Origin of the sequence: Kaistella sp. SH40-3, from assembly GCF_030686865.1 — a bacterium.
Classification (GTDB): domain Bacteria; phylum Bacteroidota; class Bacteroidia; order Flavobacteriales; family Weeksellaceae; genus Kaistella.
Genome location: NZ_JAQYUS010000006.1, coordinates 154,613 through 180,576, shown reverse-complemented (window position 1 = coordinate 180,576; position 25,964 = coordinate 154,613). Strand labels below are relative to the sequence as shown.

25 protein-coding genes, 2 tRNA genes and 1 pseudogene are annotated in these 25,964 nt (G+C 34.4%); 21 read left to right on the top strand and 7 right to left on the bottom strand.

Features of this window, described 5'->3' with window-relative positions:
- Positions 1–65: 65 nt before the first annotated feature.
- The 7 genes and pseudogenes from PUH65_RS11345 to hpt all read right to left on the bottom strand — a co-directional run.
- Positions 66–245: pseudogene (locus PUH65_RS11345) on the bottom strand (helicase-related protein); the annotation flags it as partial.
- A gap of 273 nt (positions 246–518) precedes the next feature.
- A complete protein-coding gene (locus PUH65_RS11340) occupies positions 519–1,490 on the bottom strand; it encodes a methyltransferase domain-containing protein (RefSeq protein WP_305520113.1) in 972 nt (323 codons plus the stop codon).
- 202 nt (positions 1,491–1,692) lie between these two features.
- Positions 1,693–2,949 carry a DEAD/DEAH box helicase gene (locus PUH65_RS11335; protein WP_305520112.1) on the bottom strand — a complete coding sequence of 419 codons (1,257 nt, stop codon included), beginning with the start codon at positions 2,947–2,949 and terminating at the stop codon, positions 1,693–1,695.
- 193 nt (positions 2,950–3,142) lie between these two features.
- Complete coding sequence (locus PUH65_RS11330) at positions 3,143–3,619, bottom strand: DUF6438 domain-containing protein (RefSeq protein ID WP_305520111.1); 477 nt, start codon at positions 3,617–3,619, stop codon at positions 3,143–3,145.
- 185 nt (positions 3,620–3,804) lie between these two features.
- Positions 3,805–4,788, bottom strand: a complete 984-nt coding sequence (gene obgE / locus PUH65_RS11325; protein ID WP_305520110.1) for a GTPase ObgE — start codon at positions 4,786–4,788, stop codon at positions 3,805–3,807.
- 84 nt (positions 4,789–4,872) lie between these two features.
- Complete coding sequence (locus PUH65_RS11320) at positions 4,873–5,451, bottom strand: adenylate kinase (protein WP_305520109.1); 579 nt, start codon at positions 5,449–5,451, stop codon at positions 4,873–4,875.
- A gap of 20 nt (positions 5,452–5,471) precedes the next feature.
- Positions 5,472–6,029 (bottom strand): hypoxanthine phosphoribosyltransferase, encoded by a 558-nt coding sequence (hpt, locus tag PUH65_RS11315; RefSeq protein WP_305520108.1) that lies wholly within the window; start codon positions 6,027–6,029, stop codon positions 5,472–5,474.
- A gap of 153 nt (positions 6,030–6,182) precedes the next feature.
- On the opposite strand from hpt, the gene PUH65_RS11310 reads away from it, so the two are divergent.
- The 21 genes from PUH65_RS11310 to PUH65_RS11210 all read left to right on the top strand — a co-directional run bounded on the left by PUH65_RS11310 (position 6,183) and on the right by PUH65_RS11210 (position 25,898).
- Positions 6,183–7,469 carry an adenylosuccinate synthase gene (locus tag PUH65_RS11310; RefSeq protein WP_305520107.1) on the top strand — a complete coding sequence of 429 codons (1,287 nt, stop codon included), beginning with the start codon at positions 6,183–6,185 and terminating at the stop codon, positions 7,467–7,469.
- Between the two features lie 226 nt (positions 7,470–7,695).
- Positions 7,696–8,514 carry an energy transducer TonB gene (locus PUH65_RS11305; protein ID WP_305520106.1) on the top strand — a complete coding sequence of 273 codons (819 nt, stop codon included), beginning with the start codon at positions 7,696–7,698 and terminating at the stop codon, positions 8,512–8,514.
- A 172-nt stretch (positions 8,515–8,686) separates the two neighbouring features.
- Positions 8,687–9,460, top strand: coding sequence for a ParA family protein (locus tag PUH65_RS11300; RefSeq protein WP_305520105.1), 774 nt, complete (start codon positions 8,687–8,689; stop codon positions 9,458–9,460).
- Positions 9,461–9,521: 61 nt separating this feature from the next.
- On the top strand, positions 9,522–10,409 hold the full coding sequence (locus PUH65_RS11295) for a ParB/RepB/Spo0J family partition protein (RefSeq protein ID WP_305520104.1): 888 nt from the start codon (positions 9,522–9,524) through the stop codon (positions 10,407–10,409).
- Complete coding sequence (locus tag PUH65_RS11290; RefSeq protein WP_305520103.1) at positions 10,409–11,038, top strand: DUF5683 domain-containing protein; 630 nt, start codon at positions 10,409–10,411, stop codon at positions 11,036–11,038. Before PUH65_RS11295 ends, PUH65_RS11290 begins: the two co-directional genes overlap by 1 nt.
- Before the next feature lie 32 nt (positions 11,039–11,070).
- Positions 11,071–11,775: a 4-hydroxy-tetrahydrodipicolinate reductase gene (gene dapB / locus PUH65_RS11285; protein WP_305520102.1), complete on the top strand. Its 705-nt coding sequence runs from the start codon at positions 11,071–11,073 to the stop codon at positions 11,773–11,775.
- 122 nt (positions 11,776–11,897) lie between these two features.
- Positions 11,898–13,547 carry a signal peptidase I gene (gene lepB / locus PUH65_RS11280; RefSeq protein WP_305520101.1) on the top strand — a complete coding sequence of 550 codons (1,650 nt, stop codon included), beginning with the start codon at positions 11,898–11,900 and terminating at the stop codon, positions 13,545–13,547.
- Between the two features lie 266 nt (positions 13,548–13,813).
- Positions 13,814–14,437: a WbqC family protein gene (locus PUH65_RS11275; protein ID WP_305520100.1), complete on the top strand. Its 624-nt coding sequence runs from the start codon at positions 13,814–13,816 to the stop codon at positions 14,435–14,437.
- Complete coding sequence (locus PUH65_RS11270; protein WP_305520099.1) at positions 14,434–16,149, top strand: S8 family serine peptidase; 1,716 nt, start codon at positions 14,434–14,436, stop codon at positions 16,147–16,149. Before PUH65_RS11275 ends, PUH65_RS11270 begins: the two co-directional genes overlap by 4 nt.
- A gap of 112 nt (positions 16,150–16,261) precedes the next feature.
- Positions 16,262–16,741, top strand: a complete 480-nt coding sequence (locus tag PUH65_RS11265) for a lipocalin family protein (protein WP_305520098.1) — start codon at positions 16,262–16,264, stop codon at positions 16,739–16,741.
- Positions 16,742–16,760: 19 nt separating this feature from the next.
- Positions 16,761–17,453 (top strand): OmpA family protein, encoded by a 693-nt coding sequence (locus tag PUH65_RS11260; RefSeq protein ID WP_305520097.1) that lies wholly within the window; start codon positions 16,761–16,763, stop codon positions 17,451–17,453.
- Positions 17,454–17,545: 92 nt separating this feature from the next.
- Entirely contained in the window at positions 17,546–18,433 is an 888-nt protein-coding gene (locus tag PUH65_RS11255) for a decaprenyl-phosphate phosphoribosyltransferase (protein ID WP_305520096.1), read from the top strand.
- Entirely contained in the window at positions 18,430–19,743 is a 1,314-nt protein-coding gene (locus PUH65_RS11250; protein WP_305520095.1) for an FAD-binding oxidoreductase, read from the top strand. Before PUH65_RS11255 ends, PUH65_RS11250 begins: the two co-directional genes overlap by 4 nt.
- 59 nt (positions 19,744–19,802) lie before the next feature.
- Entirely contained in the window at positions 19,803–20,528 is a 726-nt protein-coding gene (locus PUH65_RS11245; RefSeq protein WP_305520094.1) for an SDR family NAD(P)-dependent oxidoreductase, read from the top strand.
- 57 nt (positions 20,529–20,585) lie between these two features.
- On the top strand, positions 20,586–21,173 hold the full coding sequence (locus PUH65_RS11240; RefSeq protein WP_305520093.1) for an HAD-IB family hydrolase: 588 nt from the start codon (positions 20,586–20,588) through the stop codon (positions 21,171–21,173).
- 38 nt (positions 21,174–21,211) lie between these two features.
- Positions 21,212–22,387 (top strand): cysteine desulfurase family protein, encoded by a 1,176-nt coding sequence (locus tag PUH65_RS11235; protein WP_305520092.1) that lies wholly within the window; start codon positions 21,212–21,214, stop codon positions 22,385–22,387.
- Between the two features lie 70 nt (positions 22,388–22,457).
- Positions 22,458–22,775, top strand: coding sequence for a thioredoxin (trxA, locus tag PUH65_RS11230; protein WP_305520091.1), 318 nt, complete (start codon positions 22,458–22,460; stop codon positions 22,773–22,775).
- Positions 22,776–22,983: 208 nt separating this feature from the next.
- Positions 22,984–23,057, top strand: a tRNA-Asp gene (locus PUH65_RS11225).
- 69 nt (positions 23,058–23,126) lie between these two features.
- Positions 23,127–23,200, top strand: a tRNA-Asp gene (locus PUH65_RS11220).
- 308 nt (positions 23,201–23,508) lie between these two features.
- Positions 23,509–24,777 carry a glucose-1-phosphate adenylyltransferase gene (locus PUH65_RS11215; protein WP_305520090.1) on the top strand — a complete coding sequence of 423 codons (1,269 nt, stop codon included), beginning with the start codon at positions 23,509–23,511 and terminating at the stop codon, positions 24,775–24,777.
- 83 nt (positions 24,778–24,860) lie between these two features.
- On the top strand, positions 24,861–25,898 hold the full coding sequence (locus tag PUH65_RS11210) for a polyketide cyclase (protein WP_305520089.1): 1,038 nt from the start codon (positions 24,861–24,863) through the stop codon (positions 25,896–25,898).
- Positions 25,899–25,964 lie beyond the last annotated feature (66 nt).

The window sequence follows — 25,964 nt, the reverse complement described above, 5'->3', positions numbered from 1 at the left end:
ACCTATTTTCCTCTCGAAAAGTTACTCTTATTATTCGGCTTCTTACTATGACTATTAGTTGCATTCCAGGTTTCAGACGCGTCAGATAATTCAAAATTCACAACGTATTTCAATTCGTCAATATCTATTCCTCTCGCTGCAATATCCGTTGCTACCAAGATTCTTGTTTTCCCTGATTTGAAATTGGTAAGTGCGTTCTGTCTTTGATTCTGAGATTTATTTCCATGAATCGCTTCTGCAGAAATTTTATGACTCTATACTTTTTTGGCGATCTAGCTCAGGCAAAATGGGCAATCGATCTTCAGTTTATTTTAGGAATCGATGTTGCTGTAAATACGAGACAAAGTCTTTAAGCGAATATGCTATCTTTTTCATCTTGTTTTAAAAAAGAGAAAAAGTTTTTGACGGGATATGTACTAGGATTTTCCAAATATAAAAAAGACCACAATGTTAAACATTCCGGTCTTTGCGTCTCTCCGTGAAAACATACACCGTAAGAATCGGAGGTTTTATAAATCCTACTTCAACTGATAGACTCCAAAAACATAATCACTTGGATGTTTTTCCAGCAATTCATCTTCAAGGGCAAAAACCTTTTCAAGTACTTCCTGCTTCTCGGGATTCAATTCTACAAAATGATGAGAAATATCTTTCAGCGCACTTTGTAGAATATTATTCCCGTAAAATTTTTCTTCCAGAATATCAAATTTTTCATGAATTGCTGGAATAATAGAATCAGAATCAGTGCACTCTGAAGGGTCAGCAATAATCATTCGCAATACTCCAGAACCGTAGTATTTATTTTTGTAAATGTTCGTTTTAAATATTTTGCGGTATTCTTTCGGAATTGCAGCAATGGCTTTATTAATATAATCAAGTTGCATTTTGGAATATTGTAAACGCGTTGCACCCACGAATTCATTGATAATTAAAAGTCCTTTTGGCTCTAAATTTTTAATGACAACCTGATCCAAAAATTCAGAAATTCGATCGAAATGATGCAGAGAAGCATGAAAAAATACGACGTCGTATTTTTTATCTTTAAAGTCATGCTGCAAAATATTCTCAGCGAAATAGGAAATGTTTTTTAATCCTTTTTCATCAGAAATTGCTTTTGCTTTTTTTAATAATTCGTCAGAAAAATCATAACATTCTATTTCGCAATTTGGATTCATTTCTGCCAAACGAGTTTCATGACTGCAAACTCCAGTTCCTAAAGCCAGGATGCTAATTTTTTCTTTGTTTTTAAAATAGGTATCGGTGAGATAGGCTTCATACAAAGTGTTTTCATTTCCCGTAATTAATTTATTCCATCTTTTTGTCACTGCGGGTATAATCCAAAAACTTGAAGTCTCTAACTTGCTTTCATTAAAGGCGCTCTTTGTGCGCTTAAATTTATCCCTGTTAATTTTTGAAAGTAAAAAAGGTAAACCTCTTTGATGAAACTTAATGTAAATGTCGGAAATATCTTCTCTGGTTATGATTCTCATTATTGGATAGGGTAGATGTAGGATTAGCGTAAAAATATAAATTAAATATTGATAAAAAAAATTAGTAGTCCATCAGTGTTTATTGTTTTTTGAAATTGAAAATAGGGAGTCATCTCCTCGCTTCAAAGTATAATATAAAAAAGACCGCAATTGTTAAAAATTGTGGTCTTTGCGTTTTCCTTTGCGCCTTTGCGAGAAAAAACTATCTATTTCTAGTGAAGTTACTCTTATTATTCGGCTTCTTACTATGACTATTACTTGCATTCCCTTGGCCTTGCGGTCTTGGTCTGAAAGGTTTGTTATTAGAATCTCTTTTCTCAGCAACTAAATTATCAGTATGGAAAGGGTGATCTTTTTCAACTGGAATCTTTTTACCGATTAGTTTTTCGGTATTCTTTAGATTCAATAAATCCAAGCCATCAACGAAAGAGATTGAACTTCCTTCTGCGCCCGCTCTTCCTGTTCTGCCGATACGGTGAACATAGGTTTCAGAAACGTCAGATAATTCAAAATTTACAACGTATTTCAATTCGTCAATATCTATTCCTCTCGCTGCAATATCCGTTGCTACCAAGATTCTGGTTTTCCCTGATTTGAAATTGGTAAGTGCGTTCTGTCTTTGATTCTGAGATTTATTTCCATGAATCGCTTCTGCAGAAATTTTATGACTTTGTAGTTTACGCGCAATTTTATCAGCACCATGTTTGGTACGTGAAAACACCAAGACAGATTCTTTAATGTCTTTGTGTAAAATGTGAGTCAACAAATCGAGTTTGTTGTCTTTGTCTACAAAATAAACTTTCTGCTGAATCGTGTCTGCCGTTGCAGAAACTGGCGCTACTTCTACTTGAATCGGATTCGTAAGCATAGAACTCGCCAATTTATTAATTTCTTCTGGGAAAGTCGCCGAGAAGAAAAGAGTTTGTCTTTTTGGTGGAAGTAATTTAATAATTCTCTTCACATCGTGAACAAATCCCATATCCAGCATTCTGTCGGCCTCATCTAAAACGAAAACTTCTAAATGCTTTAATGAAATAATTCCTTGTGAGATAAAATCCAATAATCTCCCTGGGGTTGCTACCAAAATATCAACGCCTCTTTTCAATGCGGTTTCTTGTGCTCCTTGTTTTACACCACCAAATACAACAAGATTTCTCAATCTTAAATGTCTTCCGTATGATTTGAAACTTTCATCAATCTGAATGGCTAATTCTCTTGTAGGAGTAAGAATCAAAACTTTGATGTGATTATTTTTATGGTTTTTAATAGCCAAGTTTTGAAGAATAGGAATCGCAAATGCTGCGGTTTTTCCGGTTCCGGTTTGTGCGGTTCCCAGTAAATCTCTGCCTTGTAATATATGGGGAATCGATTTTTGTTGAATGGGTGTTGGTTGGGTGTAACCCTCTTCCTTAAGCGCTTTTGCGATAGGATCAATTAAGTTTAGGTCGGTAAAATTCAAATGAAATGTTTTTTAATTAAAATGAAACTCGTGTCATTCTTAATATATGTAACGAAGAAAATGAAGTAAAAAAACTTTGTGAGTTTTCAGTTCCGCAGGGAAGCGGATTCATCTAGAATGACTACGTCCATAAAAAAACCTTCCGCGAAGAAGGAATTTAGTTTTGCAAATATAGTTTAATTATATTTAGGAATTATTCAATTTTGGTCCAGTTTTGACTCTTTTTTAAATCGTCAAAAAAATGATATAATTTGATCAATTCTGGCGTTCCACTTTTCCCATAATCCTGGATTTTTTTCACTGTTCCCTCTTCAGAACTTAATGTTAGATAGGAAGTTGGTAAATCGGAAATGTTTTTATTTCCATAATAATCTTTTAAATCTTGTGGATGTAAAGAATTCAGCATTGAAAGTAATTCTTTGTATTTTTCTGGATCTATTTTTCCTTTAAAGGTTCCTTCATTTTCTTCAGATTGTACATCTTTCGAAAAATTAAATCTCTTGGCTTCGAAGGTCGCGGTTTGATCTGCATTAATGGTCATTTTGTAAATAGGACAAAATCCAAAACAGGCACCTGCTTCATATTCAATTTTCGAATAGTTCGACGCAGTTTGACTTGTAGCGCAAGAAAGCATTAAAACAAAAGAGAGTATACTCAGTAAATATTTCATAATGTAAATTTGAACAATGCAATCAATTTTTACGCCGAAATTTATTTAAATCGGTATCCAATTCCCACTTGGAAAAAATTGATTTTGGTTTCAATTATGTACTCTTTTGCTGCATTGAAAAGTCCGAAATGATATCTTGCATCAGCAAATACGCCATTGCTAAAAACGCTCAGGGTGATTTAAATCTATCCGTGTAATCTTTTCCAAATCGCATCTTTCAATTCAATTAAACCTTCTTGGGTCACGGCTGAAAAGAAAAGTGGTTGCTTGTTTTCTGGGAATTCTTTAGCGATTTCCGCTTTCAACTCATCATCTAATAAATCTGCTTTTGAAATTGAAATAAGGAAATCTTTATCTAAAAGTTCGGGATTATATTCTTGCAATTCATTTTCCAGAATTTTAAATTCTTCGAAATGACTTTCTGAATCTGCAGGAATTAAGAATAAAAGGATGGAGTTTCTTTCAATATGTCTTAAGAATCGATGTCCAAGACCTTTTCCTTCCGCTGCACCTTCGATGATTCCTGGAATATCTGCCATAACAAATGACTTGTAATTCCGGTAATCTACAATCCCTAAATTGGGCGTTAAAGTTGTAAAAGCATAATTCGCAATTTTCGGTTTTGCTGCAGAAACTGCTGCCAATAAAGTTGATTTTCCAGCATTTGGAAATCCTACTAAACCTACATCTGCAAGTAACTTTAACTCGAAAGTAATGTAACCTTCTTCCCCAGGCAATCCTGGTTGTGCATATCTTGGAGTTTGGTTCGTAGAAGATTTGAAATGTTCATTGCCTTTTCCACCTTTTCCACCGTGCATCAAAATAATTTCCTGACCATGTTCCATGATTTCGGCAACGATTTCTCCTTCTTCGTTTTTAGCAATGGTTCCTAAGGGAACTTCAATATAAACATCTTCACCATAAGCACCGGTTAACTGGTTTTTACTCCCGTTTTTACCACGCTCTGCTTTAATGTGTCGGGTGTAACGTAAGGGTAGTAAAGTCCATTCATGTGAATTCCCTTTTAAAATTACGTGACCACCACGGCCACCATCTCCACCATCTGGACCGCCTTTCGGAACATATTTTTCTCGGTTAAGGTGAGCAGATCCTCCACCACCATGACCACTTTTACAATGGATTTTTACGTAATCTACGAAATTTGACATAATTGGTATGTTGGTTATTTTGAGTTTAAACGACAAAGCAATCTACTTTTACAGATTGCTTCAGCGCGTTCGCAATAACGATTTTTATTTTATTTTTTCTACTTCCGCAAAAAGTTTTTCAGAGATTTCGTCAATGGCTCCAACTCCGTTTACTTCTACATATTTGCCCTGTTGTTTGTACAACTCGGCAACTTCTGCAGTTTTTGCGAAATATTCTTTAATTCTATTGCTGATAATTTCTTGATTAGAATCATCAGTTCTTCCACTGGTTTCTCCTCTTTTTAAAAGACGTTCGACTAAAATCTTATCTTCTACGATTAAAGAAAGACAGACATTAATTTCGCTGTTTAAAATTTCTTTAACGATCTCTTCTAATGCTTCGGTCTGTTTTGCAGTTCTAGGGAATCCATCGAAAATAAATCCTTGTGCGTCACATGGTTTTCTCAATTCGTCGGTCAACATATCGATGGTTACTTGATCGGGAACCAATTCGCCTTTATCGATATAAGATTTTGCCAATTGACCAAGCTCCGTATTATTTTTCATATTAAAACGAAATAGGTCACCCGTAGAAATTTGTTTTAAATTGAATTTCTCAATCAAATTCTGCGCTTGCGTACCTTTTCCGCTTCCTGGAGGACCGAATAGAACGATATTTATCATATTACTTATCAGATTTATTTTTAGTGATTTATTCTTCCTTCAGACAATTGATATAAATCAGGAAGATTTCTGCCCAATTCATCGTAATCAAGTCCATAACCTAAGACAAACTTATTTGGAATCTCTTTAGCAACGTAATCAATTTTGAACTCTTTTTTGTAAACATCTGGTTTTAATAATAAAGATGCAACTCTTAAAGATTTTGGTCTTTGGGTATTTTTAAAGTATTCAAACAGACTTTCAATGGTATTTCCTGTATCGATGATGTCTTCCATTAAAATAATGTGGCGGCCTTCAACTTCCTTGGTTAAGTCCATTTTTTTATAGACAATTCCTGTTGATTGTAAACCTCCCGCATAAGAACTCATCTGAATAAAAGCGATCTCACATTCACCCGGATAATGCTTTAGAAAATCAGAGAAAAACATAATTACACCATTCAATACTCCTATAAAAACAGGAACTTCATCTTTATAATCTTCATAAACTTTCAATGCAAGATCTTTGATGATGGCTTGAATTTCGTCGTTTTTTAAGTACGGAACGAACTCTTTATCGTGTATTTTAACTACTTTCATATGTTTTTCTAAAGTGCAAATTTAAGGAAATAATTCGAAAGTGAATACGGTTAATCTTAACCATGTTTAAAGCACGCAAATATTTTATGTCTAAATTTTGTTCAAGATTATTATAAAAACTAATTTTGTAGAAATCTAAAAAAAAAGTAAAATATGGCAACTTACGTTGTAGTTGGTCTTCAGTATGGCGACGAAGGCAAAGGAAAAATTACTGATGTACTCTCTGCAAAATCAGACTATGTCGTGCGTTTCCAGGGAGGCGATAATGCCGGACACACCGTGTATGCGGGCGAGGAGAAATTTGTTTTGCACTTACTTCCGTCTGGAGTTTTGCAGTGTAAAGGAAAGTGCGTTATTGCAAACGGAGTAGTAGTGAACCCCAAAGCTTTCTTGAAAGAAATCGGGCAAATAGAAGAAAAAGGAATGCGCACTGATCATGTTTTTATCAGCAGAAGAGCGCACGTAATTATGCCTTATCACATTTTGCTTGATACTTATCGTGAAGAAGAAGAAGGTGGAACGCAAATCGGAACAACCAAAAAAGGAATCGGGCCTTGTTATGAAGATAAAATTGCAAGAGTCGGTATTAGAATGGTTGACCTTTTAAACCCAGAAGTTTTAGCCGAAAAAATTAAGAAAAACCTTAAAACTAAAAATTCACTTTTCGAAAAATATTTCGAAAAACCGAAACTGGATTTTGATGAAATTTATAATGAGTTTTTAGCACTTGGAGAAACCTTAAAAGATAGAATCGTAGATACTGAAGTTGAACTCAACCAGGCAATTCACGATGGTAAGAATATTCTTTTTGAAGGAGCGCAAGCTGCAATGTTAGATATCGATTTCGGAACCTACCCTTATGTAACATCATCTTCACCCACAACCGGTGGCGTTTGTTCCGGGGCAGGAGTGCCGCCAACAAGTCTTCAGAACTTAATTGGAGTTGCAAAAGCATATACAACCAGAGTTGGGAATGGTCCTTTTCCTACGGAGTTGAATGACGAGATTGGTGCAGAAATGAGAAAAGTTGGAAATGAATTTGGTGCAACTACCGGCAGACCTAGAAGATGTGGTTGGCTCGATCTAGTTTCATTAAAACATGCAACCATGATTAATGGAATTAATAATTTGGTTATTACTAAATTGGATGTCCTTTCTGGAATTTCACCTTTGAAAATTGCCACCAAATACAAAACAGAAGACGGTAAAATTATCGACTACTTCACATCTTCAACAACCAAATTATACAATTATGAACCCATGTATGAAGAGTTGGAAGGTTGGACAGAAGATATTTCGCACGCCAGAACTTATGATGAACTTCCAGACAATGCGAAGAAATATATCGAATTTATCGAAAAACATTTAGGAATTAATGTTTACCTGGTTTCTGTTGGACCTGAAAGAAGTCAAAACATTATTAGAAAAGAATTATTTTAATTTTAAGGATAGTTTTTTAGTAATAAATTAAGTTAAACCACTCAGCTTTGAGTGGTTTTTTTTGTTTGTAGGTTAAAATTATTTTTATATTATGTTTTGGATGGTTTCTTTTAATTATTAACAAATTATTGGCTTTAATTTTGATATGAAATCACTAATATTTTAAAATAGATACAAAACTAATAATCATTAATATTTATTACCAACCAATTAAAATAATTTAGTGATGAAAAATCTACTCCAAAACAAAGAATTTCAACTGGATGAAATTCTTTTCGAAAACCGAAACAAAAACTATGGTGCTTATGTGTTAAGAAATGAAGCAGACCGAATCTTAACCAAATCAATGTTTATTGGAATTGGAATCTTTGCAATGATTGCAATGACTCCTTTACTGATGAATGTTTTTAATACGCAAGAGAAAACGAATGTACCTGAATCGCTTCCTCCTATTGACCTGAAAAATGTAGATCAGATTGAAAAACCTCCCATTGTTGTGCAAACAACTCCGCCAGTCCAAGCGCCTGTAAATACTTTAGATTCTACCGTTCCTACTCCAACAAAAAATCCGGAGAAGGAAAAAGTTATGCCTAAGCAATCAGACTACGATCATGCAATTGCTGGTACTAAAGATATTGTTGGTGAACCACCCGTAATTAATTACACGCCGCCGGCAGTCCAAGATGTTCCGGTAAAAGGTCCAGAAACTGTTACGCCAAAACCAGTTGATAATTCTCCAAGAACTACAGTTGATGTTGAAGCCAGTTTCATAGGTGGAATTAACGTTTTTAGAAATAAAGTTCTTAATCAGTTTGATAGTTCTGTAATGGATGCAACCGGTAATGTAATTAAGACAACCGTTATTTTCATCGTTGAAAAAGATGGAACGATCAGCGAAGTAAAAGCGACTGGACCAAATGCGGATTTCAATCGGGAAGCCATTAAAACCATTAAAGGAGTGAAAGGAAAATGGGTTCCTGCCAAATTAAATGGGGAGAATGTAAGAAGTTATTTCAAGTTTCCCATTTCAATGCAATTTGAATAAATAAATCACTTATTTTCAATAGATTAGACTTATCCACAAAATACCTTATTTTGTGGATAATTTTTTTTACAGGTAATTCGCTGCTTTGCAGTATTTTAACTTTATTTAAAAGTTTAACAATCGTTTGAAAATGATAAAAAAGTGTATTTTTGGAGATTAAATTTTTTATATAATGGGTAAAATCATAGGAGTTGCTAATCAAAAAGGGGGTGTAGGGAAAACTACAACGGCAGTAAACCTTGCTGCAGCATTGGGAGTTTTGGAAAAGAAAGTCCTTTTGATTGATGCAGATCCACAAGCAAATGCCACTTCAGGTTTAGGAATTGATGAGGCTACATATTCAACCTATCACTTATTAGAGCATAGTGTAGAAGTTGAGCAGTGTATTCAAAAAACAGCGTCTCCAAATCTTGATATTATTCCATCTCATATTGATTTGGTTGCGGCGGAGATTGAATTGGTTGATCGTGAAAATCGGGAATATATGCTCAAAAAAGCATTACAGTCCATCAAAGAAAATTATGATTATATCATTATAGATTGCGCACCAAGTTTAGGGTTAATTACTATCAATGCTTTAACAGCAGCAGATTCGGTAATTATTCCAATTCAGTGTGAGTACTTTGCTTTAGAAGGTTTAGGGAAATTATTGAACACCATTAAAAATGTTCAGAACATTCATAATAAGGATTTAGATATTGAAGGTTTGCTTTTAACCATGTTCGATTCTCGTTTAAGATTATCGAATCAAGTGGTAGAAGAAGTTCACCTGCATTTTCCGGAAATGGTTTTTGAAACAATTATCAGCAGAAATGTGCGTTTAAGTGAAGCTCCAAGTTTTGGTGAAAGTATTTTAAACTACGATGCCGAAAGTAAAGGTGCAATTCAGTACCTTCAATTAGCGGAAGAGGTTTTGCTGAAAAATGAAAATTTAATTAATAATTAAGAAATGATTTGAGAAGTTTAATGTTCATTTAAACTTTAAAAATCAAGAAAATATTGTAAGAATGAAAGACAAGAAAAGAGCAATGGGACGTGGATTAGGTGCGATTTTAAGTGCTGAATCCAAAGCGTCTGTCAACTCCGCTACCGATGAAGGTGCAGATAAATTCGTCGGCAATATTATGGAGGTCTCTTTAGAAGATATTGATCCCAATACGACACAGCCAAGAACTTATTTTGATGAAAAAGCCCTGAATGATTTGGCGCTTTCCATCAAAGCGTTAGGAGTAATTCAACCGATTACTTTAAGAAAAGACGGAAATAGATTTGAAATTATTTCTGGTGAAAGACGTTTCAGAGCCAGTAAAATTGCAGGTTTAAAAAGTGTTCCGGCTTATATTCGTTTAGTCAATGATCAGGAATTACTGGAAATGGCTTTGGTTGAAAATATTCAAAGAGAAGATTTAGACGCCATAGAAATTGCTTTAACTTACCAAAGATTGCTGGAAGAAATTGGCATGACTCAAGAGAATTTGAGCCAAAGAGTTGGGAAAGAAAGAAGCACAATTACCAACTCAATTCGATTATTGCGTTTGAATCCAGATGTTCAGAATGCCATTAGAAGCGGCGAAATTTCTGCTGGTCACGGTCGAGCGATTATCAGTATTGAAGATGCTGAAAAACAACAGGAACTTTTCGATAAAATCATCAAAGAAAAGTTAAGCGTTCGACAAGCGGAACAGGAGGCAGGATTTATGAAAAATCCTAAAGTTGAAGTTAAGAAATCGAAGACCGAAGTTCCCAATCATTTGAAAAAAGCTGAGAAAAATCTATCAGATATTTTAGCGGTAAAAGTTGAAATCAAAACGGCTGCAAATGGAAAAAAAGGAAAAATAGTTTTAGATTTTAAAAACGAGGAAGAATTAGAACAAATTCTGTCACACTTTAACTAATGCAAAAACTTACTTTCGTATTATTGGTTTTATTCTCGATGAAGATTTTCGCACAAATCAGTCCGAAAGATACTATTCGTGTAGAAAATTATCCGACAGATTCAGTATCTACAAAAAAAGTTCCCTCGGAAATTGAAGTGCTTACCGATATTAAAGAATCAAACGCTCCCGTTAAAACCATGAAATTTAATCCGACGAAAGCCGGCTTGTATTCTGCAATTTTACCTGGATTAGGACAATATTATAACAAAAAATATTGGAAAATCCCGATTGTTTGGGGCGGAATCGGAACTGGAGTCGGCATCACCCTTTGGAACCAAAAACAGTATAACCGTTACAGAGATGCATTTGTAGCCGAGTTAAATGGTCAGGAACATGAATTCTCCAATATTCCAGGCGTTACCAAAGAAGTGCTGGGACGAACTCAGGATCGCGTGAAAAGACAAAGAGATTACGCAATTGCCGTAACCAGTTTGGTTTATATTCTCGGTATTGTAGATGCGGTCGTAGATGCTCATTTGTACGAAGGTAGAAAAGATCCGGATTTGGCACTAAAACCAACAGTGATTTTTGATGAATTCGGAAATACCAATTCGAAAGCAGGTTTAAGTTTAAGTTATAATTTTTAATTAAAAACATCGCGCAATCGCGCTAGAAGAATATGAAAATAGCATTGGTTGGTTACGGGAAAATGGGACATATCATTGATGATATTGCGACGAAAAAAGGTCATGAAATTGTGGCGAAGTTAAATGAAACTCCAACTTTTGAAAATCTGAATAATCCTGATGTTGTCATTGAATTTTCAAATCCTGAAGTAGCTTTTAACAATATTAAAGTTTGCCTGGAAAATAACATTCCAGTAGTTTGCGGGACGACCGGCTGGCTTGATAGTAAACCACAAATTGAGGAAATCGCGCTTCAAAATAGTACAGGTTTTCTCTACGGATCAAACTTTTCTTTAGGCGTTAATTTGTTTTTTGCCTTAAATGAAAAACTTGCAAATTTGATGAAGGACTTTCCTGAATATAATGTTCAACTGGAAGAAATTCACCATACTTATAAAAAAGATGCGCCAAGTGGAACAGCCATTTCTATAGCCGAAGGTATTATTAAAAATGATTCAAGATTCGATGCTTGGAAACTCGATGAAACTCAAAATAAAGAATTGGGGATTTTTGCCATCCGTGAAGATGAAGTTCCTGGAACACACAGTGTCTATTATAAAAGTGAAGTCGATGAAATTGAAATTAAACATACCGCTTTCAACAGAAATGGTTTTGCAGTTGGAGCCGTAATTGCCGCCGAATGGATTATCGGAAAAACAGGAAATTTTACCATGAACGATGTTCTTTTTAATAAGTAATACGCAATAAATGTATAGTAATAGACAATCACGAATGAGAAATTGCTCATCTATATTTTTATTACTCATGATCCTGTAACAATTTTCAAACAAATTAAACTAATAGCGATAAGCAACTGAATATGGATTACTTTCTTACTTATACGATTTATGTAATAATTCTCTCTATAATAATGGGAATTTCTACATGGAAACTTTTCAAAAAAATGGGGTACAACCCACTTTTTACGTTTGTCCCTTTTTATAATTATTTTATTATTTTGAAGGAAACAGAACATTCAAAGTGGTGGACGATCTTATCATATGTTCCTATTATTGGACCGATTATGATGACTGTTTTTCATTTATTTTTAATGAGGCATTTCGGTAAGAAGAGTTTCGTTCAAACCTTACTGACCATCTTCCTTCCCTTTATTTATTTGGCAGTAGTCAATTATTCTAAAGATACAGAAGTTGAAAAAGATGAGGAACTTTACTTCACAGAAGAGGAATTAGCATCTAAAAAGAAAGATACTTTTGCAGGTTCAATCACTTTTGCCGTGGTGTTTGCAACGATTATTCACGTTTTTGTAACGCAGCCTTTTGGAATTCCGACAGGATCTATGGAAAGAACGCTTTTAGTAGGAGATTTCCTGTTTGTGAACAAATGGACTTACGGTTTTAGAATGCCGATGCGACCTGTTGCACTTCCTTTCTTGCAGGGAACCATTATGGATACTGGTGAAAAAGGGAATCCAAAAGATGATCCGAAATCTTACGTAGATGCCATAAAACTTCCGTACACCAGAATTTTGCAAATAAAGAAACCACAGAAAAACGACATCGTTGTTTTCAATTATCCACAAGATTCTGTTCACACTGCGATAGATCGAAAAGATCCTTACGTAAAAAGATGTGTTGCTGTTGCAGGTGATGTTCTTGAAATGCGTGCCGGTCGACTTTTTGTAAACGGAAAACCTGAAGTTACTTTAGGTGATCAGCAGAAGCAGCATAAATATATTGCTACTACCGGAAGTCAGTTAGATATTCCCGCGCTGTATAAAATTTACGGCTTTCTGCCCGTTCAGGAAATTCAAACTCAATCGGGATTTATGTATGATTTCCAAGGTTTAACTGATAAAACAGCAAAAGAAATCAAAGAACTTCCACAAGTAATCGATATAAAAGAACATATCTGGGAAAAAGATTCCGCTGCTGTTTCCTACAAAGTAAACGCGGCCAGAGATGCTTACACCAAAAATATCGATACTACACAATCCATTTTCCCTATCAATAAAAAATGGAATCAAGATTGGTATGGTCCTTTGAGAATCCCCAAAAAAGGCGATGTTGTAACTTTAAATCAAGAAACTTTACCGGAATATCAGTGGATTATTTCTGAATATGAACATCATCATTTAGAAAACAAAAACGGTAAAATTTTTATCGATGGTAAAGAAGCCACGCAATATATCATTCAGCAGGATTATTACATGATGATTGGTGACAACCGCGATGCCTCTTTAGATGCTCGTTTTTTCGGCTTTGTTCCCGAGGAAAATATCGTGGGATCGCCTATGTTTACTTGGTTAAGTATTCAGGGACTTTTCAAAGATAACGGTTCAACGTATCAGGCACATAAAAAAATCCGTTGGGACAGAATGTTCAAAGCAACCAACACTGGGGAATTGCACAAAACCTCTTACTGGTGGGTTGCGGTATTGATTCTTGGCTTGTTTTTTGGTTGGGATTTCATCATGAAATTCTTTAAAAAGAAAAAAGAAGAAAATTGATTTTTTTAGAAGCTTAATCCCGCTTTCCGCTCTATCTTTTTTCTCCTCGTTCCTCGTCAGAAAAAGGATGCCTCTGCAATCGGGGCTATGGATTCCCGTTTTAAAATAAGGTTTCATTCAATATGAAAAATCCATAAGTTAGCGATAGAGGAATTAAAATTCTATAAAGACAAAAGTCCTTACAAACGTATTTATTCTACGGCTAATTTAGTGTGCTTTTACTTTAAAAAATAAGTCTATCATTTAATAAATATAGTATTACAACAATGCAGATTTTATTACCCATATTTTATCTTCCCCCGATTTCCTGGTTTTATGTTTTTTTACAGGACGACGCCGAAATTATTTTCGAACAGTTCGAGAATTTTCCAAAGCAGACTTATCGTAACAGAGCCAATATTTATGGCGCAAATGGCAAACTGTCTTTGATTATTCCCATGAATCATAATGGAACCAGAGTCATCAAAGATATCCAAACTTCAAATCGTGAAAAGTGGCAACAACTCCATTGGAAATCTATAAAAACGGCTTATCAAACTTCACCTTATTTTGACTATTATGAAGATCGGCTGCAGGAAATTTATACTTTTAAAACAAATTCTTTAATTGAATTTAACCTTAATGCTTTAAAAGTAATCCAAAAGATTCTCAAAACAGAACAGTCATTTTCTTTAAACGATGAATTTTTTAAAGAACCTGCCATTCTTAATTATCGCGATCATTTTTCAGCAAAGTCAGATACTCCTTTTGAAATGCAAGAGTACTTTCAGTCCTTTTCCGATAAGTATGGGTATTTGAAAGACTTGTCGATAATTGATCTGATTTGTAACAAAGGCCCAGAATCTTTGACCTATATCAAGAATATTAAAACCGAAATAGATATCAAATGAAAAAAATATTAATTGCCGCGTCGTTTCTGATCGGCTATGCAACATTTGCACAACAGGTAGAAACTCCCTTGGATCCCATGAAAGACAAAAACTTGATGACATGGTATCATCAGGATTTTGCATCTTCGAATGTTTATGGTGTAAATACTCAAAACGCCTATAAATACTTAGATTCTAAAGGATTAAAGCCAAAACCAGTAATTGTTGGCGTTTTAGATAGCGGAGTAGACGTTAATCATCCAGGACTCATTAATAATATGTGGAAAAACGTAAACGAAGTTCCAGGTAATGGAATTGATGATGACGGAAACGGATATATTGATGATATTTATGGCTGGAATTTCAGCGGTGGTAAAAACGGCGATATCGATGTGGACAATATGGAAGTTACCCGCGTGGTTAAGAAATACCAAACAATTTTCGAAGGTCCAAATTCTACGGAGAACAAAGCAAACCAGGCAAAAATGCCAGAGGAATTTGCAATGTACATGAAATCTAAAGAAATTTTCACCAAGAAAAGCGTTGAAGCAAAACAGAATTACGAGACTTACAAAAGGATTCAGGGAATGATTCCTTCGATGATTTCAATGCTGAGCGGTAAGAATTTAACCCAAGAAACGATAGGGTCAATTAAACCAGGAACTCCTGAGCAAGCAATGGCTCTTAATGTTTTAACACAAATCAGCAGAGATCCTTCAGTTAATGGAAAATCTCCCGCAGAAGTTCAGAAATTTTTAGAGGCTCAAATGAAAGAAGCTTTGGATTACTATGAACCACAAGCCACGAAACAATATAATTTAGATTTCAATCCGAGAGCTTCAATTGTGGGTGATCATTATGAGGACTATGCTGAAAAGAACTATGGTAATAATCATTATAAAGGACCAGATGCTCAACACGGAACACATGTTGCTGGGATAATTGCTGGACTTCCGCAAGGGGATGAAGTTCAGTATGGAGTCGGTTATAAAACTGCAAAGATTATGACAGTTCGCGCTGTTCCAAACGGTGATGAAAGAGATAAAGATATCGCAAATGCAATCAGATACGCAGTAGATAATGGCGCGAGAATTCTGAATATGAGTTTCGGTAAACCTGTTTCGCCAGGTAAAGATGTTGTTTGGGATGCCTTTAAATATGCGGAGTCAAAAGGCGTTCTTTTGGTTAAAGCTGCGGGAAATGAAAATGAGGATATTGCAGAAAATATTTACTATCCAACCAACTTTAAAAATGTTACAGACGCGAAACCATTTATTAACAATATGCTTGTTGTTGGTGCATCAACAAACGATAATGAATTTCTAAGAGCAAGTTTCTCTAACTATAATCAAAAATTAGTAAACGTATTTGCCCCTGGTGATAAAATCTATTCAACCGTACCTGATGGTAAATATGAATATCTGCAAGGGACTTCTATGGCCTCGCCAGTAGTTGCGGGTGCTGCCTCAGTTTTACTCGCTTACATGCCTAATTTGACCCCAGCACAAATGATTGAATCTCTTGTGAAAACTTCAAATAAATCTACGGTAAATGCAATGATTAATTCAAATACCAACAATAGATTCGATCTGATTTCTGAAGCGGGTGGCGTAATTGATTTGAGAAAAGCAGCGGAATACGCTTACACAAATTTTTACAAAGCACCGAATGTAAAAGTTACTCCAATTAAAGCCACTAAATCTAAACTAAAGAAAAAAACTTCTAAAAAATAATTTTTTTAATAAGTATAATATTAATAAGAAAGCCCGATTATTCGGGTTTTTTTTGTTTTTTGGTTGAAATGGCACGGTTTTTTGTACTTCTAAATTAATTAATTATACTACTATGAAAAATTTATTATTAGCAGGAATAGTTGGAGCAGCAATGACTGTTTCATGTTCTACAGCAAAAACTGCTCAAACTGATCGCGCTGAGTTTCTGAAATTAAAAGGAGATTGGGAAATAACCAGTGTCAACTACGACAAAAACTACAAAGTAAAACCTTTTGACGAAGGTGCAGATGCGCAGTGTTTTGTAGGTAGCCATTGGAGATTGATTCCAAATAACTGGTCAGGATCTTATACCATTAATGGTGGTGGTGATTGCCCAAGTGTTATACAGCCAATTAAATTTGAAGTAGGTGCTGGCAATGAATTTAAATTTAAAAAATTAATGGAGGGTTCTAAAGCAAAAGCTGTTACGGCAGGATATTCTTTAAATCTTATTAGTCAAACAGCAGATCAATTTAGTCTGGAACAAAATATCCCATCTAATGGAGAAAATGTAAGAGTAGTTTACAATTTCGAAAGAACAGGAATGAAATAATAATACAAAAAATAAACTTATGAAAATTTTTAATAAAACGAATATCGCAGCACTATTCATTTCAGCATCAATGGTGACAATGACAAGTTGTGAAGCAGTAAAAAACTCAAATAATCAACAAAAAGGAACCGTTATCGGAACTGCTGCCGGAGCAATCTTAGGTGGGGTTTTGGGTAACAATATCGGTAAAGGTAAAAACGCACCTCTTGGAGCAGTTCTTGGTGGAGTAGTTGGTGGAGTAGCCGGTAACGTGATCGGTAACAAAATGGACAAGCAAGCGAAAGAAATTAAGGAAACTTTACCAGGCGCAGAAGTAGAAAGAGTTGGAGAGGGAATTAGAGTAACCATGAAAGAAAATATGGTAAACTTCGGATTCGATTCTTCTAACTTAACCGAAGCAGCAAAAGTTAACCTTGATAAATTAGCGCAAGTTTTGGTAAATAATCCAGATACCAACATTAATATTTACGGTCATACCGACAGTAAAGGTGCTGATTCCTATAACCTTTCACTTTCTGAAAGAAGAGCCGCAGCTGTAAAAAGTTATTTAAGTTCTAAAGGAATTTCTGGCTCAAGAATGATTGCAATGGGAATGGGAGAAAAAGAACCAATAGCATCTAACGATACTGATGCAGGTAGAGCACAAAACAGAAGAGTTGAATTTGCAATTACCGCAAACGAAAATATGATTAATGAAGCTGCCAACCAATAGTATTCATTAACCAATAGGTATAAATATAGAATCCGCTTCGGCGGATTTTTTTTATTTAAATTTCACTAATTTTGCTTCTTGATTTTACATGAATGATGAAATATTTAAAACTGCTTCGTATTGAGCAGTGGGTCAAGAATTTTTTTGTTTTTTTGCCACTCTTTTTTTCGGGAAATATTACCCATCTTGATTTGTTAATTAAAAGCATTTTTGCTTTTGTGATATTCTCTTTTACAGCGAGCAGTATTTATATCATTAATGATTATTCAGATATAGAATCTGATCGAAAACATCCCGAAAAGAAAAACAGACCTTTAGCAAGTGGTCTTATTTCTAAATCATCAGCCCGAGTAATTTTGGTGCTTTTATTAAGCATTATTTTTATTTTAATGTTCCTGACCAAAGATTTTTTACAAGATAATCTTTGGAAATTTGCAAGTATTGTTGGCTTTTATTTTGTCATGAATTTGGCTTATACTTTTAAACTTAAGCACGTTGCAATCGTAGATGTCATGATTATTTCCATCGGTTTCGTCCTACGTGTATTAGCTGGAGGTTACGCAACGGGAATTCTCATTTCGCAATGGGCCATTTTACTTACTTTCGTCTTGGCATTGGTTTTAGCGATTGGCAAAAGAAGAGGAGAACTCATCAATGCTCAAATATCGGGTAGAACAAGAAAATCATTGGACGGCTATAATGTGCAATTTGCAGACATCGCACTTTCAATCAGTTGTGCATTGGCAATTGTTTGTTATTTAATGTTTACGCTTTCACCTGAAGTTCAACAACGTTTTCATCCGCGAGTTTTTTACACGGTAATCTTTGTTGTATTTGCTTTTTTACGCTATTTGCAGCAGACTTTGGTTTATAACAAAACCGAATCACCCACTAAAATTATTTATAAAGACCGATACATTCAGGTCACTTTAGTGCTTTGGTTAGTTGCGTTTTTATTACAAATTTATTTTAAGAAATGAAACCAGATTATAAACAGACTGTAACGAATTGGGGAAATTTTCCGGTAGTGGAAAAAGAAATGAAGTCCGAAGATTCTTCTGCTAAAATTATAGAATACGTTCGCAATCACCACGAAATAATCGCCCGAGGAAATGGCAGATGTTATGGTGATGCCTCACTTTCTGAAAATATTTTTTCTACTAAAAGATTGAATAAATTTATCAGTTTCGACCGGTTAAACGGAATCATCGAATGCGAATCTGGTGTTTTACTCTCCGATGTTTTAGAAGTAATCGTTCCACAAGGTTATTTTCTTTTTGTCACACCAGGAACCAAATTTATTACAGTCGGTGGCGCAATTGCATCCGATGTACACGGGAAAAACCATCACGCTGAAGGATGTTTTTCTGAGTATGTAATTGAGTTTAATTTATTAAATGAAAAAGGTGAAATTCTAACTTGTTCTAAAATTGAAAATGCGGACAAATATTGGGCAAGCATTGGTGGAATGGGTTTGACCGGAATTATTCTTTCTGCAAAATTCAAATTAAAAAATATTGAAAGCACCTATATTCGTCAAGAAAGCATAAAAGCCGAAAACTTAGATGAAATCTTTAAACTGTTTGATGAAAGTGAATCGTGGACTTACAATGTTGCCTGGATTGATTGTCTTCAAAAGGATCAAAAATTGGGACGAAGTATTATGATGCGAGGTGAGCATGCTTTTAAACATGAATTACCAAAAAAATTGCAGGAAAATCCTTTAAAAATGCAAAAGGGAATTCAACCCTCAATTCCTTTCTACTTTCCGAATTTTGTGTTGAATAATCTTACTGTGAAATTATTTAATCTTCTCTATTACTTTAAACAAAGTAAAAAAGAAGTCAAGAATTTTATCCATTATGAACAATTCTTTTACCCACTTGACATTGTTAATGACTGGAATCGCATCTACGGTAAAAAAGGTTTTATTCAATATCAAATGGTCATTCCAAAAGAAAAGGGAAAAGAAGGAATGAAGAAAATTCTCGAAACTATTGCTAAAAGTGGAAACGGATCTTTTCTGGCTGTTTTAAAACTTTTTGGTAAAGACAATCCGGAAGCGTACAATTCCTTTCCGATGGAAGGTTATACTTTGGCTTTGGATTTTAAAGTAAACTCAAAACTGAAAAAATTAGTTACACAACTCGATGCGATTGTTGAAGAATTTGGCGGTAGAATTTATTTAAGCAAAGATTCAATGAGCAAGCCTTCGCTTACCAATTATCTGCAGAATGTTCAGAATTCTAAATTTGTTTCTATGCAGCAGAAAAGAATTCAAAATAATTAATGAATCTTTGTAAGATAATTCCGTTCAGAAATCCACATCTAGAAATTACAAAATAAACTATGATCGTTTTAGGAAGCAATTCAGAAGTTGCGCAGGCATTTGTCGAGAAGACATTAAGTGCGGGTGATAAATTTTCGAAAATATATCTTTTCACTTCAAATAAAGAAACCACTGAGAAATTTGCGAAACATCTCGAGGTGAAATTTATTCAGCAGTCAGAGATCATCGAACTCGATTTATTGAAGCCAGTCGATTACACCAGTTTTGATGAAATTGATTCTGAACTTCTTTTCTGTGCTACAGGATATCTGGGCGAAGGAACAGAAGAAGGACTTTACGATAATAGAAATACAGAGAAAATCATCGATATCAACTATTCGAAATTAATTCCCGTTCTTAATTTCTTTGCCAATAAAATGGAGCGACAAAGATCCGGCACAATGATCGTTCTTTCCTCGGTGGCAGGCGAGCGCGGGAGACAAAGTAACTTTATTTACGGCAGTGCAAAAGCGGGTTTAACTGCTTATTTAAGTGGACTGAGAAATTATCTGTTCAGCAAAAAAGTTCACGTTCTTACTATAAAACCTGGCTTTATGGCAACCAAAATGACCGAAGGTTTACCACTCAATCCTAAATTAACAGCAAGTCCAAAACAGGCAGCAGACGTAATTTACAAGGCTTACAAAAACAGGAGAAACGTTGTTTATGTTTTGCCAATTTGGAGCGTTATTATGTTGATTATCAAAAATATTCCCGAATTTATTTTTAAAAAATTGAAACTTTAATACTATAAAATATAATTTGTAGTTTACACAGAATTAAATCAGATTGAATTTTTAAAAATGAAGAAATTATATTGCTTTGATTTTGATGGAACTTTAACTTACAGCGACACTATGTTTCTATATCTTAAATTCTATAATGCTACAAAATTTAGAATTCAGTTTATCAAACATATTCCACTATTTACTTTATTGAAATTAAATCTTTTAGAGGCTGAGAAAGTAAAGAAGAGTTTTATATCCTCCATTCTTAAAGGTCAACCTAAAGCAAAAATCGAAAAAAAGTCGCAGGAATTTTTCGACCAGTATTATCCTGAAATCTTTCGGGAGAATGCATTAGATTTCATTAAGAATATTGATTACTCACAAACAGATTGCTATATCGTATCTGCGTCGCTTGATATTTGGGTGAAACCGTTTGCCGATAAATTCAAAATGAATCTTATCGCAACAAAAGCAGAGTTTAAAAATGATATTTTCACCGGAAATTTTATCGGAAAAAACTGCAACGGAATTGAAAAAGTAAATAGAATTAAAGAAGAAATTTCTGGAAAGAAATACGATAAAACAATCGCTTTTGGAGATACTTCGGGCGATCAGGAAATGTTGGATTGGGCAAATGAAGGTCAGTTTAAATTTTTTCATTAATTTTAAACTCTGAAAAAATTTAAAAAGTAAAGGTAAAAATGAATAAAATTTATTTGGATAATGCGGCTACAACACCGCTATCTGAGGAGGTAATCGATGCGATGGTTGGCGTGTTGAAGAATAATTTTGGTAACCCCTCATCAACTCACAGTCTTGGTCAGGAAGCCAAAATACTCATTGAAAACGTGAGAAGAGAGATCGCAGAATATCTGAAGGTAACTCCGGCAGAAATAATTTTTACTTCTTGCGGAACAGAATCCAATAACATGATCATCAAATCGTGTGTCGATCATTTGGGAGTAGAGCGGATTATTACCTCGCCGCTTGAGCATAAATGCGTGGCTGAGACGGTTTTAGATATGAAGAAAAGAAGAGGAGTTGAAGTGGCTTATCTTCGTCCGGATAAAAAAGGAGATGTAAGTTTAGAGCAGTTAGAAAATCTTCTAAAAAGTTCTGACAAGAAAACTTTGGTGACTTTAATGCACGCCAATAATGAAATTGGAAACCTGCTTGATATTAAAAAAGTAGCGGTAATGTGCAAAGAAAACAATGCCTTATTTCATTCAGACACCGTGCAGTCAATGGCGCACATGGATATGGATTTTTCTGATATTCCCGTAGATTTTGCTTCATGCAGTGCACATAAATTCCATGGACCAAAAGGAAGCGGTTTTGCATTTGTTAGAAAAGCTTCAGGATTAAAAGGAATTATTACCGGTGGTCCACAGGAAAGAAGCCTAAGAGCAGGTACAGAAAACGTTTGCGGAATTGTAGGTTTAGGAAAAGCCTTGGAAATTTATCTTAAAAATATGGATAGTTATGCTGATCATGTTAGGGAGATTAAACAATATACGATCGATCAGTTATCTCAGAAAATTGAAGGAGTTAAATTTAACGGTAGAAGTGCTGAAATGGACAATAGTCTATATACCGTCTTAAGTGTTCTTTTACCTTTTAAAGATCCTATGATTGGATTAAAGTTAGATATGAAGGGAATCGCGATCTCACAAGGAAGCGCGTGTTCATCTGGAGCGTCAAAACCTTCCATGGTATTGATGATGGTTGTTGATGAAGAGGAAATGGACAGCACGACACCTTTAAGAGTTTCTTTCAGCCACTTTACAACCAAAGAAGATATTGATGCATTGGTTGAGGCGGTGGAAGAAATTGCAAAGACTTTTCAAATAGAAAAAGCAAATGTTGAACATAGATAGACAAAAAGTTAAATTAGCAAGAATATCGTAAATTTGTAGACTTAAAATTAATTTTAAAAAATATATAAAAATGGCATTAGAAATTACAGATCAATCATTTCAGGAAATGGTATTGAATTCAGATAAACCGGTATTGGTAGATTTTTGGGCAGTATGGTGTGGACCGTGTAGAACACTTGGACCAATTATCGAAGAAGTAGCGACTGATTTCGAAGGAAAAGCAATTGTAGGAAAAGTTGATGTTGATAACAACCAACAAGTTTCTGTAGACTACGGAATCAGAAATATTCCTACCGTTTTGATTTTTAAAAATGGAGAAGTGGTAGATAAAATTGTAGGTGTTGCTTCAAAAGAAGTGATTGCTGAAAAATTATCAGCACATTTATAAAAATAAATGGCTTGAAAATGAGTGCTTTCCTTAATAGGAGAGCACTTTTTTTAAATTTAGTTTGCAAGGTGCAATAAAAATTGTACTTTTGCACTCACCAAAAAGAAAGAAGTTCTTTACAAATTAGAAAATCCGATAATTAAACGAAATTGCGTAATGCAATATTAACTCAGCAAGAGTTTTTGCAGTTTAATTTTTATGGTAAATTGATCCGGTAGTTCAGCTGGTTAGAATGCCGCCCTGTCACGGCGGAGGTCGCGGGTTCGAATCCCGTCCGGATCGCTTTTTTATAAATTATTTATAGTTTATAAAAATACTACAAAAGTTTATCAATACTTTTCAAAAAAAATTGATCCGGTAGTTCAGCTGGTTAGAATGCCGCCCTGTCACGGCGGAGGTCGCGGGTTCGAATCCCGTCCGGATCGCAAGTCTCTCAATTATTTTGAGAGACTTTTTTGATTAAGTATTAGGTTTATATTCTTTATTCTCTTCTTAGATGTTTGCTACAAAGGTTTCTCGATTCATCTTGAATATCTTTAAACTAAATCCTAAATTCCTTTCCAGTACATAAATTTTCTTGTGATTCTTTTTGCTAACTATAATATTTATACCGTTATTTTTTAGAAATTTCTATAATGACTTCATTTATCATAAGATTTAATTTTGAAAAGTAAAGTAAAAATGGTAATATTGTTAAGCAACATTATTTAATAATCTATTAAAAAATACATCTATGAAACCTAGTGTAATATCAATTGTTCTTGGTGGAGGAAGAGGAGCAAGGTTGGCTCCTTTAACCAATACGCGCTCAAAGCCTGCAGTTCCTATTGCAGGAAAATATAGGTTAGTCGATATTCCGATTTCTAATTGTCTTAATTCTGGATTTAACAGAATCTTGGTATTAACTCAATTTAATTCTGCGTCATTAAATTCACACATCAAAAATTCTTTTCACTTTGATATCTTTAGCAAAGGATTCGTAGATATTCTAGCAGCTGAACAAAATATAGAAAGTGATGCCTGGTATCAAGGAACAGCAGATGCCGTTCGCCAGTCTATGAAGCATTTGGATAAGTATGATTATGAATATATTTTAATTCTTTCTGGTGATCAACTCTATCAAATAGACTTCCGTGAAATGATTGATTTTCACTGCAAAAACAAAGGCGATATAACCATCGCTACGATTCCAGTAAATGCTCATGATGCGACAGGATTTGGTATTTTGAAATCTGATGAAGAAGGAAATATTACTTCCTTTATAGAAAAACCTTCTGGTGATATTTTAAATGATTGGAAATCTGAAGTCTCTGAGAAAAATAAAGGTGAAGGTAAAGAATATCTTGCCTCTATGGGAATCTACGTCTTCAATAAAAATGGATTGAAGAAAATGTTTGATGAAGATTCTGGTGATGATTTCGGTGGCGAATTAATTCCGAATGGCATTGGGAAATATAAAACATTAAGTTTTCAATATGATGGCTATTGGACCGATATAGGAACCATACAATCGTTTTTCGATGCGAATTTAGATTTAACAACAGATTTTCCGAAATTCAATTTATTTAGCAAATCTCCTATTTATACAAGAGCTAGAATGCTCCCACCTTCCAAAATATTGGGATCTTATGTGAGCAAAGCGATTTTTGGTGACGGATGTATCGTAATGGCAGATAAGATAGAAAATTCGATCGTTGGGAACAGAAGCCGTGTGGACAGAGGAAGTACCATAATGAATTCTTATATGATGGGAGCCGACTTTTATCAGGATACCAACGAAATTGTATCAAACGACAGCAATGGAATTCCTAATTTAGGAGTTGGAAAATACTGCTATATTGAAAAAGCCATTCTCGACAAAAACTGTAGAATTGGCGATAACGTAAGAATTATTGGAGGTAAACATTTGCCAGATGGTGATTTTGAAAACCATTCAATTAAGGATGGAATTGTGATCGTTAAAAAGAACGCAGTGATTCAACCAGGAACTCAGATTTCATAAGAATTTAGATTTTTAAAAAAAAACACGGTACTATTTTTAATACCGTGTTTTTTTTTGCCCACGTTTTTGCTTATTTTTGCCGCATGCGTTGGTTAAAAATTGGGATATCTATCGTTTTGTTTTTCGGAGCAGTTTATGCCGTTTCGATGACTTTTGTGGATGAAAATAAAAACTTCACCATTGAACAAGAAATTAATTATCCGGTTGATAAAGTTTTTACGCAATTCAATAACCTTCAGAATTTCAGCAGATGGAATGCGTTCTTTTCAGAAAATAAAAACCTTACTTTTCAATACTATTCTCCTTATGAAGGTAAAGGAAGCGCGATGACCTATCGGGATAAAAAAGATAATGATGTTTTTGGCGATATTTTTATTCGGTATGAAAATCCAGAAAAAACTTTGAAATTTCAACTTTTTGAAGGGAAAAAAAGTACTCCTTACAATATTGATTTGAAATTTATTCCACAAAATAATAAAACTAAAATCGTTTGGTATATTCATACTCCCAAGCAGCCTTTTTTAAAGAGATCTCTTAATTTAATTTCTGAAGATTTTTGGGTGGATAACATTGATAAAAGCATGAAAAATCTTTATCAACTTTTAGGAAATAAAGTAGATAAAGAAATTCAGCGTGAAAGTTTAAAATTCGATTCACTCATGGTAGAGCAGCAAGACAGTCAATTGCTTTTGGGAATTAATGTAACGACTAAAAATGTGAAAGATGCGCTTTTCAAAAACATCGTCATTAACCACAATAAAGTTCTGAACTTTGTGAAAATGGATTTGGGTAAAAGAGATGATGAGTATGGTGAACCAGTATTAATCACAGATGCAGATAATTTTAAAGATAAAGAAGTTTCTTATTTTTATGGAATTCCGCTTTCTAAAAAAGAACCAGTTTCTGATAATAATTTCAGTTTCAGGACTTTAAATGGATCAAAACAATACGTGATTTTTTATAAAGGAAATTATGCTGGAAGAGTGCGCGCAATACAGCAATTATTAACAAAAGCGAAACGAGACACGATGAGAATCGGAGATTTACAACAAACTTTTTTAGAAGAGCCGACCACAGAAAATAACACCATAATGATGTTATCTTTACCAGTTTTTAAATAATTTATAACAATCCTGTTATTAACCGTTTTTAGGCTTTAGTACCTCACTTATTTTTGTTAAATTTGG

Bases quoted from the DNA above. Each gene is read 5' to 3' on its own strand.
- lepB (WP_305520101.1), top strand. From the start codon at position 11,898: ATGGATTACTTTCTTACTTATACGATTTATGTAATAATTCTCTCTATA.
- obgE (WP_305520110.1), bottom strand. From the start codon at position 4,788: ATGTCAAATTTCGTAGATTACGTAAAAATCCATTGTAAAAGTGGTCAT.
- PUH65_RS11310 (WP_305520107.1), top strand. From the start codon at position 6,183: ATGGCAACTTACGTTGTAGTTGGTCTTCAGTATGGCGACGAAGGCAAA.
- PUH65_RS11270 (WP_305520099.1), top strand. From the start codon at position 14,434: ATGAAAAAAATATTAATTGCCGCGTCGTTTCTGATCGGCTATGCAACA.
- PUH65_RS11265 (WP_305520098.1), top strand. From the start codon at position 16,262: ATGAAAAATTTATTATTAGCAGGAATAGTTGGAGCAGCAATGACTGTT.
- PUH65_RS11215 (WP_305520090.1), top strand. From the start codon at position 23,509: ATGAAACCTAGTGTAATATCAATTGTTCTTGGTGGAGGAAGAGGAGCA.
- dapB (WP_305520102.1), top strand. From the start codon at position 11,071: ATGAAAATAGCATTGGTTGGTTACGGGAAAATGGGACATATCATTGAT.
- PUH65_RS11245 (WP_305520094.1), top strand. From the start codon at position 19,803: ATGATCGTTTTAGGAAGCAATTCAGAAGTTGCGCAGGCATTTGTCGAG.
- PUH65_RS11295 (WP_305520104.1), top strand. From the start codon at position 9,522: ATGAAAGACAAGAAAAGAGCAATGGGACGTGGATTAGGTGCGATTTTA.
- PUH65_RS11250 (WP_305520095.1), top strand. From the start codon at position 18,430: ATGAAACCAGATTATAAACAGACTGTAACGAATTGGGGAAATTTTCCG.
- PUH65_RS11330 (WP_305520111.1), bottom strand. From the start codon at position 3,619: ATGAAATATTTACTGAGTATACTCTCTTTTGTTTTAATGCTTTCTTGC.
- PUH65_RS11240 (WP_305520093.1), top strand. From the start codon at position 20,586: ATGAAGAAATTATATTGCTTTGATTTTGATGGAACTTTAACTTACAGC.
- PUH65_RS11320 (WP_305520109.1), bottom strand. From the start codon at position 5,451: ATGATAAATATCGTTCTATTCGGTCCTCCAGGAAGCGGAAAAGGTACG.
- PUH65_RS11210 (WP_305520089.1), top strand. From the start codon at position 24,861: ATGCGTTGGTTAAAAATTGGGATATCTATCGTTTTGTTTTTCGGAGCA.
- PUH65_RS11300 (WP_305520105.1), top strand. From the start codon at position 8,687: ATGGGTAAAATCATAGGAGTTGCTAATCAAAAAGGGGGTGTAGGGAAA.
- PUH65_RS11255 (WP_305520096.1), top strand. From the start codon at position 17,546: ATGATGAAATATTTAAAACTGCTTCGTATTGAGCAGTGGGTCAAGAAT.
- PUH65_RS11290 (WP_305520103.1), top strand. From the start codon at position 10,409: ATGCAAAAACTTACTTTCGTATTATTGGTTTTATTCTCGATGAAGATT.
- hpt (WP_305520108.1), bottom strand. From the start codon at position 6,029: ATGAAAGTAGTTAAAATACACGATAAAGAGTTCGTTCCGTACTTAAAA.
- PUH65_RS11340 (WP_305520113.1), bottom strand. From the start codon at position 1,490: ATGAGAATCATAACCAGAGAAGATATTTCCGACATTTACATTAAGTTT.
- PUH65_RS11305 (WP_305520106.1), top strand. From the start codon at position 7,696: ATGAAAAATCTACTCCAAAACAAAGAATTTCAACTGGATGAAATTCTT.
- PUH65_RS11275 (WP_305520100.1), top strand. From the start codon at position 13,814: ATGCAGATTTTATTACCCATATTTTATCTTCCCCCGATTTCCTGGTTT.
- PUH65_RS11260 (WP_305520097.1), top strand. From the start codon at position 16,761: ATGAAAATTTTTAATAAAACGAATATCGCAGCACTATTCATTTCAGCA.
- trxA (WP_305520091.1), top strand. From the start codon at position 22,458: ATGGCATTAGAAATTACAGATCAATCATTTCAGGAAATGGTATTGAAT.
- PUH65_RS11235 (WP_305520092.1), top strand. From the start codon at position 21,212: ATGAATAAAATTTATTTGGATAATGCGGCTACAACACCGCTATCTGAG.